At 60.5% G+C, this 14,170-nt stretch carries 17 protein-coding genes; 3 read left to right on the forward strand and 14 right to left on the reverse strand.

Annotated features, from left to right (window positions below; translation table 11 throughout):
• Nucleotides 1-126: 126 nt before the first annotated feature.
• The 9 genes from WHX55_RS01770 to ubiE all read right to left on the reverse strand — a co-directional run bounded on the left by WHX55_RS01770 (nucleotide 127) and on the right by ubiE (nucleotide 6,196).
• On the reverse strand, nucleotides 127-834 hold the full coding sequence (locus WHX55_RS01770; protein ID WP_150755664.1) for a 16S rRNA (uracil(1498)-N(3))-methyltransferase: 708 nt from the start codon (nucleotides 832-834) through the stop codon (nucleotides 127-129).
• Nucleotides 831-1,625: a twin-arginine translocase subunit TatC gene (gene tatC, locus WHX55_RS01775; protein ID WP_007989278.1), complete on the reverse strand. Its 795-nt coding sequence runs from the start codon at nucleotides 1,623-1,625 to the stop codon at nucleotides 831-833. The genes WHX55_RS01770 and tatC overlap by 4 nt, the downstream gene beginning before the upstream one ends.
• The gene (tatB, locus tag WHX55_RS01780) at nucleotides 1,622-2,074 is read right to left on the reverse strand and encodes a Sec-independent protein translocase protein TatB (protein ID WP_150756795.1); all 453 of its coding nucleotides are present in this window, start codon (nucleotides 2,072-2,074) and stop codon (nucleotides 1,622-1,624) included. Before tatB ends, tatC begins: the two co-directional genes overlap by 4 nt.
• Before the next feature lie 10 nt (nucleotides 2,075-2,084).
• Nucleotides 2,085-2,357 carry a twin-arginine translocase TatA/TatE family subunit gene (locus WHX55_RS01785; RefSeq protein WP_150726557.1) on the reverse strand — a complete coding sequence of 91 codons (273 nt, stop codon included), beginning with the start codon at nucleotides 2,355-2,357 and terminating at the stop codon, nucleotides 2,085-2,087.
• A 25-nt stretch (nucleotides 2,358-2,382) separates the two neighbouring features.
• Entirely contained in the window at nucleotides 2,383-2,715 is a 333-nt protein-coding gene (locus tag WHX55_RS01790) for a phosphoribosyl-ATP diphosphatase (protein ID WP_007975564.1), read from the reverse strand.
• The gene (gene hisI, locus WHX55_RS01795) at nucleotides 2,708-3,109 is read right to left on the reverse strand and encodes a phosphoribosyl-AMP cyclohydrolase (protein ID WP_007989281.1); all 402 of its coding nucleotides are present in this window, start codon (nucleotides 3,107-3,109) and stop codon (nucleotides 2,708-2,710) included. The genes WHX55_RS01790 and hisI overlap by 8 nt, the downstream gene beginning before the upstream one ends.
• Nucleotides 3,110-3,201: 92 nt before the next feature.
• Nucleotides 3,202-4,806 (reverse strand): ubiquinone biosynthesis regulatory protein kinase UbiB, encoded by a 1,605-nt coding sequence (ubiB, locus tag WHX55_RS01800; RefSeq protein ID WP_150756794.1) that lies wholly within the window; start codon nucleotides 4,804-4,806, stop codon nucleotides 3,202-3,204.
• Nucleotides 4,803-5,426 carry an SCP2 domain-containing protein gene (locus tag WHX55_RS01805; protein WP_150755667.1) on the reverse strand — a complete coding sequence of 208 codons (624 nt, stop codon included), beginning with the start codon at nucleotides 5,424-5,426 and terminating at the stop codon, nucleotides 4,803-4,805. The genes ubiB and WHX55_RS01805 overlap by 4 nt, the downstream gene beginning before the upstream one ends.
• Nucleotides 5,426-6,196 carry a bifunctional demethylmenaquinone methyltransferase/2-methoxy-6-polyprenyl-1,4-benzoquinol methylase UbiE gene (gene ubiE, locus WHX55_RS01810; RefSeq protein WP_007989286.1) on the reverse strand — a complete coding sequence of 257 codons (771 nt, stop codon included), beginning with the start codon at nucleotides 6,194-6,196 and terminating at the stop codon, nucleotides 5,426-5,428. Before ubiE ends, WHX55_RS01805 begins: the two co-directional genes overlap by 1 nt.
• A 155-nt stretch (nucleotides 6,197-6,351) precedes the next feature.
• Between ubiE and WHX55_RS01815 the strand changes: the two genes are divergently transcribed.
• The 3 genes from WHX55_RS01815 to WHX55_RS01825 all read left to right on the forward strand — a co-directional run bounded on the left by WHX55_RS01815 (nucleotide 6,352) and on the right by WHX55_RS01825 (nucleotide 8,040).
• The gene (locus tag WHX55_RS01815; protein ID WP_150756793.1) at nucleotides 6,352-6,627 is read left to right on the forward strand and encodes a polyhydroxyalkanoic acid system family protein; all 276 of its coding nucleotides are present in this window, start codon (nucleotides 6,352-6,354) and stop codon (nucleotides 6,625-6,627) included.
• Between the two features lie 158 nt (nucleotides 6,628-6,785).
• Nucleotides 6,786-7,208 (forward strand): phasin family protein, encoded by a 423-nt coding sequence (locus tag WHX55_RS01820; RefSeq protein ID WP_150726562.1) that lies wholly within the window; start codon nucleotides 6,786-6,788, stop codon nucleotides 7,206-7,208.
• 10 nt (nucleotides 7,209-7,218) lie between these two features.
• Entirely contained in the window at nucleotides 7,219-8,040 is an 822-nt protein-coding gene (locus WHX55_RS01825) for a phasin family protein (RefSeq protein WP_353741920.1), read from the forward strand.
• A 192-nt stretch (nucleotides 8,041-8,232) separates the two neighbouring features.
• Here WHX55_RS01825 and WHX55_RS01830 read toward each other — a convergent pair whose 3' ends face one another.
• The 5 genes from WHX55_RS01830 to WHX55_RS01850 form a co-directional block, all read right to left on the reverse strand.
• On the reverse strand, nucleotides 8,233-8,853 hold the full coding sequence (locus WHX55_RS01830) for a TetR/AcrR family transcriptional regulator (protein WP_150726564.1): 621 nt from the start codon (nucleotides 8,851-8,853) through the stop codon (nucleotides 8,233-8,235).
• Nucleotides 8,854-8,912: 59 nt separating this feature from the next.
• Nucleotides 8,913-10,595, reverse strand: coding sequence for a class II poly(R)-hydroxyalkanoic acid synthase (gene phaC / locus WHX55_RS01835; protein WP_150726565.1), 1,683 nt, complete (start codon nucleotides 10,593-10,595; stop codon nucleotides 8,913-8,915).
• Nucleotides 10,596-10,710: 115 nt separating this feature from the next.
• Nucleotides 10,711-11,565 carry a poly(3-hydroxyalkanoate) depolymerase gene (phaZ, locus tag WHX55_RS01840; protein ID WP_150726566.1) on the reverse strand — a complete coding sequence of 285 codons (855 nt, stop codon included), beginning with the start codon at nucleotides 11,563-11,565 and terminating at the stop codon, nucleotides 10,711-10,713.
• Nucleotides 11,566-11,721: 156 nt separating this feature from the next.
• Nucleotides 11,722-13,401: a class II poly(R)-hydroxyalkanoic acid synthase gene (phaC, locus tag WHX55_RS01845; RefSeq protein ID WP_150726567.1), complete on the reverse strand. Its 1,680-nt coding sequence runs from the start codon at nucleotides 13,399-13,401 to the stop codon at nucleotides 11,722-11,724.
• Between the two features lie 259 nt (nucleotides 13,402-13,660).
• Nucleotides 13,661-14,032 (reverse strand): DUF971 domain-containing protein, encoded by a 372-nt coding sequence (locus tag WHX55_RS01850; RefSeq protein WP_150726568.1) that lies wholly within the window; start codon nucleotides 14,030-14,032, stop codon nucleotides 13,661-13,663.
• Nucleotides 14,033-14,170 lie beyond the last annotated feature (138 nt).

Genomic DNA, 14,170 nt, shown 5'->3' on the forward strand with positions numbered 1-14,170 from the left:
ATATATGGGCGGATGATGAAGTGTAGGAGCGAGCCTGCTCGCGATGGCGGCGGATCAGCCGACATTGATGTGGCTGGTACACCGCCATCGCGAGCAGGCTCGCTCCTACAGGGTAAATGTGTGATCTCAGAAAAGTCGTGCGAGCAGCGCGGTCACGGCGGTTTCGACGCGCAGGATGCGCTCGCCCAGTTGCACCGGTTGCAGGCCGGACTTGCCCAGCAGGTCGATCTCATAGGGAATCCAGCCACCCTCGGGGCCGATGGCCAGGGTCACGGGTTCACTCAAGGCGCGAGGGCAGGGCGGGTAATTGCCCGGATGCCCCACCAAGCCGAGGGTGCCTTCGGTAATCGCCGGCAGACGGTCTTCGACGAAGGGCTTGAAGCGCTTCTCGATCACAACTTGCGGCAGCACGCTGTCCCGCGCCTGTTCGAGGCCGAGGATCAACTGTTCGCGAATTGCCTCAGGCTCCAGGAAGGGGGTCTGCCAGAAGCTCTTCTCGACGCGATAGCTGTTGACCAGCACGATCCGTGGCACACCCATGGCCGCCACGGTCTGGAACACCCTGCGCAGCATCTTGGGGCGTGGCAGGGCCAATACCAGGGTCAATGGCAGCTTGGCTGGTGGTGGCTGGTCGAGGGTGACGCGCAATTCTGCTTCGTCGGCGTCCAGGCGCAGCACTTCGGCCGAACCCATCAGCCCGCCGATCCGCCCGACGCGCATGCTGTCACCGACTTCGCAGCGGTGGACTTCCTGCATGTGGGTCAACCGGCGATCACGCAGGACCACCCGGTCGGCCGCAATGAAATCGGCATCGATGAGGAGCAGCAGGTTCACGCTTGGGTCGCTGGCGGCTGGTCGTTGTGATCGTCAGCCGGTTGGTCGTCCGGATGCTCGCCACGTTTGCTGATCAGGCTGCCAAACAGGATGCCGATCTCGAACAACAGCCACATCGGCACGGCCAGCAGGGTCTGCGAGAAGATGTCCGGCGGCGTTAGGATCATGCCGACCACGAAGCAGCCGATGATCACGTACGGGCGGATTTTCTTCAGGTATTTGACGTCGACCACGCCGATCCACACCAGCAGCACCACGGCCACCGGGATTTCGAACGCCACACCGAAGGCGAAGAACAGCGTCATGACGAAATCGAGGTAGCTGGTGATGTCAGTCATCATTTCCACGCCGGCCGGGGTGGCGGAGGCGAAGAACTTGAAGATCAGCGGGAACACCAGGAAATAGGCGAACGCCATGCCGGCGTAGAACAGAAAGATGCTGGAGACCAGCAAGGGCACGGCGATGCGCTTTTCATGCTTGTACAGGCCCGGGGCGATGAAACCCCAGATCTGGTGCAGGATCACCGGGATGGCCAGGAACAGCGAGACCATCATCGTCAGCTTCAGTGGCGTCAGGAACGGCGACGACACATCGGTGGCAATCATCGTCGCGCCGGCGGGCAGGTACGCGCGCAGCGGCGTGGAGACGAAGGTGTAGATCTGCTGGGTGAAGGCGAACAGCCCGGCAAAGATGATGAAGATCGCCGCTACGCAGCGCAGCAGACGGGTACGCAACTCGGTGAGGTGCGAAACCAGCGGCATGTGCTGGTCGTTTTCAGGAAGATCGCTCATGGGGCTCGCGGCGGCAGTGTTGGGTCATGAGGGGCCGACGCAACGGGCGCAGCCGCGGGTGTAACGGGTTCAACCGGAGTGGCTGCAACAACGGGCGCAGGTTCGACAGGCGCGACAACGGGAGCAGGTGTCGGGTCGACAGCAGCGGCAGGCGCATGAATCGTCTGCGCGCCCACGTGCTCCACCGGCGTCGGCTCCTGCTGGGTCGGCGTGAAGATCTTCCGCGCCTCCTGCTCAAGCGACAGGATGTGCTCGTTGTGCAGTTGCCGACGAATCTCGTCGGCACCGATTTCACGTTCAACTTCCTGTTTGATTGCGTTGAAGCTGCGCTTCAGACGCCCGACCCACAGGCCGGCGGTGCGCGCAGCGCCCGGCAAGCGCTCGGGACCCAGCACCAGCAGGGCGACGAGGCCGACAAGCAGCAGTTCAGAGAAGCTGATACCAAACATTAGTCAGTGCTCACACGTCTTTGCGGATCGGCTCTTCGACTTTCTGTGCCTGCACGTCGATGGTGTGCGGCTGGTTCACGGATGCCTGTGGCTGAACCGGAGGAACCGGTTGGGCCGGGGTCGCATTCGGGTCGGCCGGCTTTTCGTCGTCGTTCATGGCTTTCTTGAAGCCCTTGATCGATTCGCCGACGTCGGTGCCGAGGTTTTTCAGTTTCTTGGTGCCGAATACCAGTACCACGACCACCAGAATGACGACCCAGTGTTTCCAGTCAAAAATGCCCATGCTGCTGCTCCTCTCTAATAGTTATTCAGGCGGACGGGCGCGAGGCTTTCTCGGCGTGTCCGGAGAGACCGAAACGACGGTCCAGTTCATCGAGTACAGCCTGTGGATGCTGCCCCAATTGGGCGAGCATGACCATGCTGTGGAACCACAGATCGGCGGTTTCGTAGATCACATCGCTGCAGTCGCCGCTGACGGCGGCGTCCTTGGCGGCAATGATGGTTTCGACCGACTCTTCGCCGACTTTTTCCAGAATCTTGTTCAAGCCCTTGTGGTACAGGCTGGCGACGTACGAGCTGTCGGCGGCGGCGCCTTTGCGCTCCTCCAGTACCTCGGCGAGGCGGGTGAGAGTGTCACTCATGTTTATGCCCTGCGGAATAGATGGCGTGCGGATCTTTCAGGACCGGGTCGACGGTTGTCCAGTCGCCGTTCTCATAGACGCGGTAGAAGCAGCTCTGGCGGCCGGTATGACAGGCGATGTCGCCGATCTGCTCGACCATCAGGATGATGACGTCGGCGTCGCAGTCCAGGCGCATCTCGTGCAGGGTTTGCACATGGCCGGACTCTTCGCCCTTGCGCCACAGCTTGCCACGGGAGCGTGACCAGTAAATGGCGCGGTTCTCGGCAGCGGTCAGTTCCAGTGCTTCGCGGTTCATCCAGGCCATCATCAGGACGCGCCCGGTCTTGTGATCCTGGGCGATGGCCGGCACCAGGCCGTCAGCGTCCCACTTGATCTCGTCCAGCCAGTTTTTCATCTACGACTCCGATACGGGCCCGCACTTCAATAATCGGCGGGCCTACGTTCAATGCAGCGTCCAAACAGTGTGCCAGCGTGTTGCGCGACTGGCTATCGGCGCACGACCAGATACAAACCGACCGCCATCATGATGCCAGCTGGCCAATAGTCCAACTGATTCAGCGGTCCGCCCGCGGCAAGGACGGCACCACCGGCCAGATGGGCCGTACCGAGCAGGCGCAGGAACCAGTCGTCACGGCGTCGATGCCACGCTGGCGGCGGGACGTAGGCGTGGGGTTGGGACATGCGTTCGAGCAGGTCGCGGGCCATGTTGGCCAGGTGCGGGATCTGTTCGAACTGGCTGTGCACGTTGCCGAGCAGGGCTTTGGGGCTGACCCGCTCGCGCATCCAGCGTTCGAGGAACGGCTGCGCGGTGTTCCACAGATCGAGGTCCGGGTACAGCTGGCGGCCCAGGCCTTCGATATTCAGCAGGGTTTTTTGCAGCAGGACCAGTTGCGGCTGCACTTCCATGTTGAAGCGGCGCGCGGTCTGGAACAGGCGCATCAGCACCTGGCCGAAGGAAATATCTTTTAACGGTTTTTCGAAGATCGGCTCGCACACCGTGCGGATCGCCGCTTCGAATTCGTTGAGTTTGGTTTCCGCCGGCACCCAGCCCGAATCGATGTGCAACTGCGCCACGCGACGGTAATCGCGCTTGAAGAAGGCGAACAGGTTGCGCGCCAGGTAATCCTGGTCTTCCGGGGTCAGGCTGCCGACGATGCCGCAGTCGATCGCAATGTATTGCGGGCTCCACGGGTTCACGGTGCTGACGAAAATGTTGCCGGGGTGCATGTCGGCGTGGAAGAAGCTGTCGCGGAACACCTGGGTGAAGAAAATCTCCACGCCACGTTCGGCGAGCATTTTCATGTCGGTGCGCTGGTCGGCCAGGGTCGCCAGATCGGTGACCTGAATGCCGTAGATGCGTTCCATTACCAGCACTTTCGGCCGGCACCAGTCCCAATAGACTTGCGGCACGTACAGCAGCGGCGAGCCGTCGAAGTTGCGCTTCAACTGGCTGGCGTTGGCCGCCTCGCGCAACAGGTCGAGTTCGTCGTAGATGGTTTTTTCGTAATCGCTGACCACGTCCACCGGGTGCAGCAGGCGCGCATCGGCCGAGAGTGTTTCGGCGGCGCGGGCGAGGATGAACAGCCACGCCAGGTCCTGGGCGATCACCGGTTTGAGGCCCGGGCGGATCACCTTGACCACCACTTCTTCACCGGTTTTCAGTTGTGCGGCATGTACCTGCGCCACCGAGGCCGAGGCCAGCGGCTCGACGTCGAAACGGCTGAACACGTCGCTGATTTTCTTGCCCAGCTGTTCTTCGATCAGTTTGACCGACACTTGCGAGTCGAACGGCGGCACGCGGTCCTGCAGCTTCATCAGTTCGTCGGCGATGTCTTCGGGCAACAGGTCGCGACGGGTGGACAGGATCTGCCCGAACTTGATGAAGATCGGCCCCAGGTCCTGCAACGCCAGGCGCAAGCGCACGCCACGGCTCAGGTCCAGGGTCTTGCGCGGGAACCAGCGCCACGGTAAGGCATAACGCAGCGCCCGCAAGAACCAGGGCAGCGGCAGGGCGAACAGCAGGTCATCGAGGCGGTAGCGGATCACGACGCGCTGGATGCGCAACAAACGGCGGACGGCAAGCAGCTTCATGCGTTATCGCTTGGGTCGAGGGATCGGGAAAGGCGCTCGAAACGCGCCTCGAGACGTTCCAGATCGAGCTTGATCTGGTCCAGTTCACTGAATCGGGCTTCGGCCTCGCGCTGACCGACGAGGGTGCGCGATTCTTCGGCCAGGTATTCGCCCAGGTTCTGGCCCAGGCTGGCAAAGCCCTGCTGATACCAGCGGGCGCGGCTGCGCAGGTGACCGCCGACCAGTTGCGTGGCCACCGGGCCCAGCACGCGTGCGAGTTCGTACTCCCAATCCAGCTCGAGGTCCTGGAGGATCGCCGCCAGTTCCAGCAGCACGCCGCTGTCGCCGTCGAGTTCGACCTCAGGGCTATGCAGGACCGAGGTCTTGTCCTTGCTCATGGCCAGTTTCAGCAGGCTCGAGGCCGGTGCACGCAAGGTGCAGTCGGCGCCGGTTTCCCACTGGGAGGCGAGCATCAGGCCTTCGTCGCTGGGCAGGATGAACAGTTGCAGCGCCGGGCTGCGGCAGTCGACGGCAATCACTCTGCCGCTCAAATGCGCCAGCCGCGGCAGCGCCGTGCTGTCGAGGCGCAGCACCCGGTTCAGGCCGAGTTCAACGCTGGCGAGCAGGCCGGCGAGCAGCATCAGGGTTTGATGCCGCGGTGCAGGGCAACGATGCCTGCGGTCATGTTGTGATAGGTCACGCGGTCGAAACCGGCCTCGACCATCATCGACTTCAGGGTTTCCTGGTTCGGGTGCATGCGGATCGATTCGGCCAGGTAGCGATAGCTTTCCGAATCGTTGGTGATCAGCTTGCCCATCAGCGGCATGAAGGCGAACGAGTAGGCGTCGTAGGCCTTGGACATCAGCGCGTTGGTCGGCTTGGAGAATTCCAGCACCAGCAAACGGCCGCCAGGCTTGAGCACGCGCAGCATCGAGCGCAGGGCGTCTTCCTTGTGGGTCACGTTGCGCAGGCCGAAGGCGATGGTCACGCAGTCGAAATGGTTGTCCGGGAACGGCAGCTTTTCCGCGTCGGCCTGGACGAATTCGACGTTGCCGGCCACACCGAGGTCCAGCAGGCGGTCACGACCGACCTTGAGCATGGATTCGTTGATGTCGGCGAGCACCACCTGGCCGGTCGGGCCTACCAGATGCGAGAACTTGCGGGTCAAATCGCCGGTACCGCCAGCGATGTCCAGCACGCGGTTGCCGGTGCGCACGCCCGACAGCTCGATCGCAAAGCGCTTCCACAGACGGTGCATGCCGCCCGACAGGAGGTCGTTCATCAGGTCGTACTTCGCGGCTACCGAGTGGAAAACCTCAGCGACTTTTTCCGCTTTCTGGCTTTCCGGAACGTTTTTGAAGCCGAAGTGAGTGGTGGGTTCGGCATCGCTGCCTTTGCGCTGATCAGTCATATCGCTGTCACCAAAAGAGAATGCGCGACATTCTAATCCCCAAGGCATGCTTTGTCTTGGCAAGGCTGAAGGTAAGATGGGCAACCATCGGGACGTTTTGACGCAGCAGAGGTCAAGATGCCTCGGGAAAGCATCCATAAAGCAGGAGTCATTTGATGGCCCGTATTAGTGTTGAACGTGCCCATGGCCTGGGTAAGGAAGCGGCTCGCGAAAAGGCCGACAAGCTGGCGCAGAAACTTTCCGACCAGTATGGCCTGGAGCCGCAGTGGTCCGGCGATACCCTGAACCTCAAGCGCTCGGGTGTGAAGGGCGCAGTGCATATCAGTGAAGACTCGATCAAGGTCGACGTGGAGCTGGGCCTGATGATGTCGGCCATGAGCGGCATGATCAAAGCGGAAATCGAAAAGGCGCTGGATAAGGTCCTGGTCTGACTTTCTGGTTGAAATGAGATCCCACATTTTGGTTTGTGGTGTGACCAAGGCTTTATGTCATTTGTTAGGGTGCCGTTTCTAATTTTTCTCCCTACTTTGTGCCAGAGCCCGACACTTACCCGGGCAGTTCCTCAAACCTTCTGCGCGTGAGGTGCACCATGGCCAAAGTTATTTTGAAGAAAAAAATCGACCCGTCGACCGGCACGCTGAGCGACGTCAAATCCTATGCCCGCAAGATCTGGCTGGCAGGCCTGGGTGCCTACACCAAGGTCGGCCAAGAGGGTAGCGAGTACTTTCAAGAGCTGATCAAAGCGGGTCAGGTTGTTGAAAAAAAAGGCAAAAAGGTAGTTGCTGAGAAACTTGAAGCGGCCAATGCCGAGATCGATGAAGCCAAGAGTGAAGTCAGTACTTTCAAAGGCCGCGTCGAAGTTCAACTCGACAAGGTCGAGAAGGCGTTTGACACGCGTGTCGCAAGTGCCTTGAATCGTATCGGTATTCCGTCTAAACATGACGTTGAGGCACTCTCTGCTAAGCTCGATGAGCTGACGGCATTGCTCGAACGTGTCGCGCGTAAATCTTAAGGAGAACGGGATGGCTGTTAAAAAGAACACCGAAAAAGAAGGCAGCTCGTGGATCGGGAAGGTTGAAGATTACTCCCGAAAAATCTGGCTGGCTGGTTTAGGCGTGTACTCGAAGATCGACACTGACGGCAGCAAACTCTTCGATGCATTGGTTAAGGACGGCGAGAAAGCCGAGAAGCTCACCAAGAGCGCTGTTGGCAAGACTGTCGACGCCGCCAAGGACTCCGCTTCTTCGGCCAAGTCGCGTATCAGCGGCGTGAAAGATCGCGCACTGGGCAAGTGGGATGAGCTGGAAGGTGCTTTCGACAAGCGTCTGAACAGCGCCATTTCGCGTCTGGGCGTACCGAGCCGCAACGAAGTCAAGGCACTGCACAGCAAGGTCGATACCCTGACCAAGCAAATCGAAAAACTGACCGGTGCCAAGGTTGCGCCTGTTGCGGCGAAAACCGCGGCAGCCAAGCCTGCTGCCAAGCCGGCCGCCAAAACCGCAGCCAAGCCACTGGCAAAAGCAGCGGCTAAACCTGCTGCCAAGCCTGCGGCTAAAACTGCAGCCGCCAAACCGGCCGCCGCAAAAGCCGCCGCCAAACCAGTGGCTAAACCGGCCGCCAAGCCTGCAGCGAAAACTGCAGCGGCCAAACCCGCTGCGGCGAAAAAACCAGCGGTGAAAAAGCCGGCCGCTCCAAAAGCCGCCGCGCCAAAACCAGCAGTGGCAGCTGCCAAACCGGCAACGCCGGCAGCTCCGGTCAGCGCATCGAACTCCGCTACCGCACCGACCCCTGCTGTCACCCCGACTGTCGCGCCGGCTCCATCGACGCCAACCAGTCAGTCCTGATTCTCAGGGCTCAAGAAAGCGCCCGGCCTGTGAAGGCCGGGCGTTTTTGTTTGTGCGTGATTCATTGAACACCGCAGTACCCTTGTGGGAGCGAGCTTGCTCGCGATGAGGCCATCACATCCAACATTGATGTTGGCTTATCCACCGCCATCGCGAGCAAGCTCGCTCCCACAGGGGTGGGGGGTGTCAGGGTTATTCGTGGTCTTTCAGATACTCCATCGCCATCTGTTCGGTCGCAGCCTTCATCGACGGCAGCAGATGCGGCGCCACCAGCATCATGATCTGGTAGACCACCAATCGCACCTCGCCCTGACGATCAAGAATCCGCTGGTAATCCAGCGAGAACAGCAGGGTCATGGTGATCTGTTCCACCAGTTGCCCCAGTGCCTGGGTATCGCTGACCAGCAGCCCTTGCGCCTGCAATCGTGCCAGGAGCGATGCCAGTGTGCGCTTGAGTGCATTGAGCAGGTTGCGAATGCCCTTGGCCAATTTCGGCAGGCGCCCGGCGAGGTTCGACAGGTCCTGGAACAGGAACCGGTAATGGGACAGGCGTTCGACGATCAGGTGCAGGAACAGCCAGTATTCTTCGGGTGCCAGTTCAGCATCGGCCGGTGGATCGAGCAAGGGCGCCAGTTCGCCCTGAAAGCGTTCGAACAGCCCGAGAATCAGCGGCTCCTTGCCGTGGAAGTGGTAGTAGAGGTTGCCCGGGCTGATGCCCATTTCATTGGCAACTTCCATGGTGGAGACATTCGGTTCGCCCTTTTGATTGAACAATTGCAGGGCACATTCGAGGATCCGGTCGCGGGTTTTCATCCAGTCTTCTTAATGATCGAGTCTTGCCACGACCGGCAGAGGCCGTGGCTCGTTGAACGTCAGCGCACGCGCACGTAAGTACCGGGTGCTGCCTCCATCGGTGGATAGTTCTGGTTGCCGAGCGCCATGTGGGTTTCCTTCTGCGCGCCGGAACGTTCCTGAATCCAGCTCAGCCACTGGGTCCACCAGCTGCCATCGACACGCTTGGCGTCGTAGTACCAGGCTCGGGGGTCGCTGCTCAGTTTGCCGTTCTCGACGTAGTTGGCTTTCGGGTTGCTCGGCGGGTTGAGGATGCTTTGCACATGACCGCTGTTGGACAGCACGAAGCGGCGCTCGCCACCGAGCAACAGCGTCGAGCGATACACCGCGTCCCACGGCGTGATGTGATCGTTGATGCCGGCGACGCTGAAGCTGTCGACGGTGACCTTCTGCAAATCGATCGGAGTGCCACACACTTCCAGCCCGCCCGGGTGGGTCAGCGGGTTGTGCTTGAAGAAGTCCAGCAGGTCGCCATGCAGGGCGGCCGGCAGGCGCGTGTTGTCGTTGTTCCAGTAGAGAATGTCGAACGCCGGTGGCTCCTTGCCCAACAGGTAGTTGTTGACGAAGTAGCTCCAGATCAAATCGTTGGGGCGCATCCAGGCGAAGACCTTGGCCATGTCGCGGCCGTCCAGAACACCTTTCTGATAGGAACGGCGTTTGGCAGCTTCAAGAGTCTGTTCGTCGGCGAACAGCGTCGCGGGGCTGTCCATCTGACTGTCGAGCAGGCTCACCAGATAAGTCGCGCTGGACACCCTGCGCAGCTGCCGCTTGGCCTGCAAGTGACCCTGCAACGCGGCAATGGTCAGCCCGCCGGCGCAGGCGCCCATCAGGTTGACCTCGCGTGCGCCGGTGATCGCCCGGCAGACATTCATGGCTTCTTCCACGGCTTCCACGTAGGTCGAGAGCCCCCATTCGCGGTGACGCACATCCGGGTTGCGCCAACTGATCATGAAGGTTTGCAGGCCGTTTTTCAGGGCGAACTGGACGAAGCTGTTGTGGGGGCTCAGGTCGAAAATGTAGTACTTGTTGATTTGCGGCGGCACCACCAACAGGGGCTTGGAATACTGCTTTTCGCTCATCGGCTTGTACTGGATCAACTCCAGCAGCTCGTTGCGAAACACCACGGCACCGGTGGTGGTGGCGACCGTCTTGCCAACCTCGAACGCTTGCTTGGTGACTTGCCGGGGCAGGCCATCGTTGTGCAGCAGATCGTCCACCAAATGGCTGATGCCACGCACCAGGCTGTTACCGCCGGAATTGAAGAGCTCCTTGACCGCCAGTGGATTGAGCAGGGTGTTGGAGGGCGATACGGCGTCGTTGAGCAAGGCGAACGCGAAGTGGGCGCGGGCGCGGTCGTCCGGGCTCATGTCGCTCTCGTCGATCCAGCTCTTGACCTGTTTCTGCCAGCTCAGATAGGCCTGCAGGCTACGGCGATAAAACGGGTTGAGACTCCACGCCGGATCGGTGAAGCGAGCGTCTTGCGGATTGGTCGGGTGCAGGGTTTCGCCCAGCAGCACACGGCCAAGCTGACCGCCGAGTTTGAGGGCATGTCGGGCGCTGTGTACCGGATTGCGCAAGCCATGGGCGGCCACACTGCGCAGGGTCGACAATAGATCCCGACCGCGCAGGCCGGTAATCGCACTCTGTGCATTGATGAACGCGGCGGGAGTCGGTAGGGAATCCCTCGCTGGTTTCTCGCGCATGAGTCAACACTCCTTCGTCTTCAGGCCAAAAACAAATACACCGAACCAGAACACCATAGACGCTGTAACGGATTGTTGCGCGGCGTGGCGTCCTGCCGACCGCTGAGGCAGCGGTTTAGCTGCCCAATGGCGCCGGACGCGGATGCATCACCGCGCGCTGGCGCTCCTCTTCCAGGAATTTCATGATGATCGGAGCCACCGCTTCGGCCCGGGTAATCAGGAACAGATGCCCGTCATCGATGATGTGCAGCTGGGCGTTGGGAATTCGCCAGGCCAGCAAGCGCATGTTGACCAGCGGGATCAGTGGGTCATCGTCGCCGGCCAGTACCAGGGTCGGCTGGCGGATTTTGTGTAACCAGTGGATGCTGGTCCAGCCGAGGCCGGCGAACAGCTGCCAGTAGTAACCGAGCTTGCCCGCTGAACGCACCTTGGCCGCATGGCTGGCGGCCAGCGTCGGGTCGCGACGGAACGCGCCACCGTAGATCATCGGCGCAATGCGGATCACATGGGACGGCTGGATGTAACGTCGCGGGCTGGCCATCATCCACAGCACTTTCGGTTTGCCCGGCACCATCACCGCACCCGCCGCCGTTGCGGCCAGCACGAGTTTCTTGCAGCGCTCCGGATAGTCGAAAGCGAACTGCTGGGCCAGGGCGCCACCCCAGGACACGCCAATGACGTTTACCTGCCCGTAGTCGAGATAGTCGAGCATCCGCGCCGTGAGTTTCGCCAGGCTCGGAAAACGATACGGCCGGTTCGGTGTCGACGAACCGCCGACGCCGGGTACGTCGAAGGCGATGACTTCCAGGTCCGGGTCCAGTGCCGCGATGAACGGAAACACCAGCTCCAGGTTGGCGCCGATGCCATTGAAAATCAGCAGGGGCGTCAAGTGAGGCTTGCCGGGGCGTACCGCCGTGCGGAGCGTCTGGCCATCCAGATCGACGGTACGGAATATGAAGGGTTGCGGCATGCTTCTGGCCCTGTGGGTCGCTATCTCAAATTCTTCCCCATCCCCGGTGGGAGCGAGCCTGCTCGCGATAGCGGTGTGTCAGCCAGCTCATTGGCCGAAGCTGCCGCCGCTATCGCGAGCAGGCTCGCTCCCACAGTGTGGGGCGAGGTGTGTCAGTTACCGCTCATGCACATAGGTGCCTGGTGCGGCTTCACCCGCTGGATAGGCCTTGTTGCCCAATTTCAGCGGAGCTTTTTTCAGGTTGCCCGCACGCTGTGCGTGCCACGCCTGCCAGTGCAGCCACCAGGAGTCGGCGTGCTTGGTCGACTCTTCTTGCCAGTCATCGGCATTGGCGGGCATTTCGGTGCTGGTCATGTAACGCGATTTCGGATTGCCCGGCGGGTTCAGAATGCTCTGGATGTGCCCGCTGCTGGACAGCACGAATTCAACGTTGCCGCCGAACAGTTGCGCCGACTTGTAGCAGGAGCGCCACGGAGTGATGTGGTCGTTGGTGCCGGCCAGCGAGAAGATGTCGGCGGTGACCTTCTTCAGATCGATTGGCGTGCCGCACACTTCCAGTGCATCGGCACGGGTCAGTGGGTTACTTTTGAACATCTCGATCAAGTCGCCATGGAACGCAGCGGGCAACCGGGTGGTGTCGTTGTTCCAGAACAGGATGTCGAATACCGGCGGCTCGTTGCCCAGCAGGTAGTTGTTGACCCAGTAGTTCCAGATCAGGTCGTTGGGGCGCATCCAGGCGAAAACTTTCGCCATGTCGCGGCCTTCGAGGACACCGGCCTGGTAGGAGTGACGCTTGGCGGCTTCGAGGGTTTGCTCGTCGACGAACAGGGCCACGTCGCTGTCCAGGGTGGTGTCGAGCACGCTGACCAGCAGGGTCAGGGCGTTGACCTTGTTCTCGCCGATTGCCGCGTAGTGGCCCAGCAGCGCGGTGCAGGTGATGCCGCCGGAGCAGGCACCGAGCATGTTCACGTCTTTGCTACCGGTGATCGAGGTGACCACATCAACCGCTTCCTTGAGCGCTTCGATGTAGGTCGACAGGCCCCACTCGCGCTGCTCCTTGGTCGGGTTGCGCCAGCTGACGATGAAGGTCTGCACGTTGTTGCGCAGGCAGAACCGCGCCAGGCTCTTTTCCGGGCTCAGGTCGAAAACGTAGAACTTGTTGATCTGCGGCGGTACCACCAGCAGTGGGCGTTCATGCACCTGTTCGGTGATCGGCTTGTACTGGATCAACTCCAGCACGTCGTTGCGAAAGACCACCGCACCTTCGGTCACGCCAAGCGTCTTGCCGACCTCGAATGCGCCCATGTTGACCTGGCTCGGCATGCCGCCGTTATGCACCAGGTCCTTGGCCAGATGCGAGAGGCCATCGAGCAGGCTTTTACCACCGGTTTCGAAGAAGCGCTTGACCGCCGCCGGGTTGGCCGCCGTGTTGGTCGGGGCGAAGGCCTCGGTCATGAGGTTGATCACGAAGTGCCCGCGGCTGACGTCCTTGGCCGGCAGGTTGCTGTCGTCGATCCAGTCGTGGAGTTCCTTGCGCCACGCCAGGTAGGTTTGCAGATAACGTTTGTAGAGCGGGTTCTGGCTCCAGGCCGGATCCGCAAAGCGACGGTCATCGCTGCCCGGTTGCAGCTCGGATTTGCCGAACAGCACGTTCTTGAGTTCAAGGCCGAAATGAGCGACATGTTTGGCGCTGTGAATCGGTTGTTTGATGGCCTGCCTGAGCACCATTCGAGCAGAAGCCAGTAGATCCTTTCCACGCAGTCCAACGACAGGATTCAGCCCCAAGGTGTTTTCCGAGGCTTGACTCTTCAAGTCATCGTTATTCTTGTTACTCATCTACGACGCTCCATTGTCCTGAGACGAGTACCGGGTCCTGCTGTGTAGTCACACAGCCAATGCCAGGTACTACTGCTCGGGGTGACCGTTAATACTGCATCGCTGCTTTTTTAATGCAGAGAGCACTGCAGGGAACTTGCCAGTTCCATTGGTTACCCGAGTTTAATTTTTTTCGCAAGCAGGCCAATCGGCGGCCCTGAAGCGGAGCATTCAAACAGATGAAATTAGAAAATGCCCTCTAAAGAGCAAGAGGCTCGGATTAGAGCATCAGCTTGACGACGGATTCGTTCGGATCGCGGGTTTTTCCGGCGGCTTTTAGCTCGGCCAGATAATCTTCCCAGAGTGCGTCATAACGTCGCCCCAGCTCGTACAGATATTCCCAGGTGAACAGACCACTGTCGTGACCGTCATCGAAGGTCAGTTTCAGTGCGTACTGACCGGCCGGTTCTACCTTGGTCAGGCCGACGTTGATCTTGCCGAATTGCAGGATGGGTTTGCCGTGGCCCTGGACCTCGGCGGAAGGCGAGTGCACGCGCAGGAACTCGGCGGGCAGGGTGTATTCCTCGCCGGACGCGTATTTCAGCGACAGGGTTTTCGAGGCTTTGTGCAGCTTGATGTCGGTGGGGATCATGGCCGGATGTCCGTCTTGAGCAGAACCTTGTGGGAGCGAGCTTGCTCGCGATAGCGATGCAACAGTCAACGCAAGGGTTGAATGTACCGCCGTCATCGCGAGCAAGCTCGCTCCCACAGTTCTACTACATCTGTAAGA

Source organism: Pseudomonas fluorescens (assembly GCF_040448305.1).
Classification (GTDB): domain Bacteria; phylum Pseudomonadota; class Gammaproteobacteria; order Pseudomonadales; family Pseudomonadaceae; genus Aquipseudomonas; species Aquipseudomonas fluorescens_BH.

Coding starts and splice junctions, on each gene's coding strand:
- tatC (WP_007989278.1), bottom strand. CDS start 1,625: ATGAGCGATCTTCCTGAAAACGACCAGCACATGCCGCTGGTTTCGCAC.
- tatB (WP_150756795.1), bottom strand. CDS start 2,074: ATGTTTGGTATCAGCTTCTCTGAACTGCTGCTTGTCGGCCTCGTCGCC.
- WHX55_RS01785 (WP_150726557.1), bottom strand. CDS start 2,357: ATGGGCATTTTTGACTGGAAACACTGGGTCGTCATTCTGGTGGTCGTG.
- WHX55_RS01790 (WP_007975564.1), bottom strand. CDS start 2,715: ATGAGTGACACTCTCACCCGCCTCGCCGAGGTACTGGAGGAGCGCAAA.
- hisI (WP_007989281.1), bottom strand. CDS start 3,109: ATGAAAAACTGGCTGGACGAGATCAAGTGGGACGCTGACGGCCTGGTG.
- ubiB (WP_150756794.1), bottom strand. CDS start 4,806: ATGAAGCTGCTTGCCGTCCGCCGTTTGTTGCGCATCCAGCGCGTCGTG.
- WHX55_RS01805 (WP_150755667.1), bottom strand. CDS start 5,426: ATGCTGCTCGCCGGCCTGCTCGCCAGCGTTGAACTCGGCCTGAACCGG.
- ubiE (WP_007989286.1), bottom strand. CDS start 6,196: ATGACTGATCAGCGCAAAGGCAGCGATGCCGAACCCACCACTCACTTC.
- WHX55_RS01815 (WP_150756793.1), top strand. CDS start 6,352: ATGGCCCGTATTAGTGTTGAACGTGCCCATGGCCTGGGTAAGGAAGCG.
- WHX55_RS01820 (WP_150726562.1), top strand. CDS start 6,786: ATGGCCAAAGTTATTTTGAAGAAAAAAATCGACCCGTCGACCGGCACG.
- WHX55_RS01825 (WP_353741920.1), top strand. CDS start 7,219: ATGGCTGTTAAAAAGAACACCGAAAAAGAAGGCAGCTCGTGGATCGGG.
- WHX55_RS01830 (WP_150726564.1), bottom strand. CDS start 8,853: ATGAAAACCCGCGACCGGATCCTCGAATGTGCCCTGCAATTGTTCAAT.
- phaC (WP_150726565.1), bottom strand. CDS start 10,595: ATGCGCGAGAAACCAGCGAGGGATTCCCTACCGACTCCCGCCGCGTTC.
- phaZ (WP_150726566.1), bottom strand. CDS start 11,565: ATGCCGCAACCCTTCATATTCCGTACCGTCGATCTGGATGGCCAGACG.
- phaC (WP_150726567.1), bottom strand. CDS start 13,401: ATGAGTAACAAGAATAACGATGACTTGAAGAGTCAAGCCTCGGAAAAC.
- WHX55_RS01850 (WP_150726568.1), bottom strand. CDS start 14,032: ATGATCCCCACCGACATCAAGCTGCACAAAGCCTCGAAAACCCTGTCG.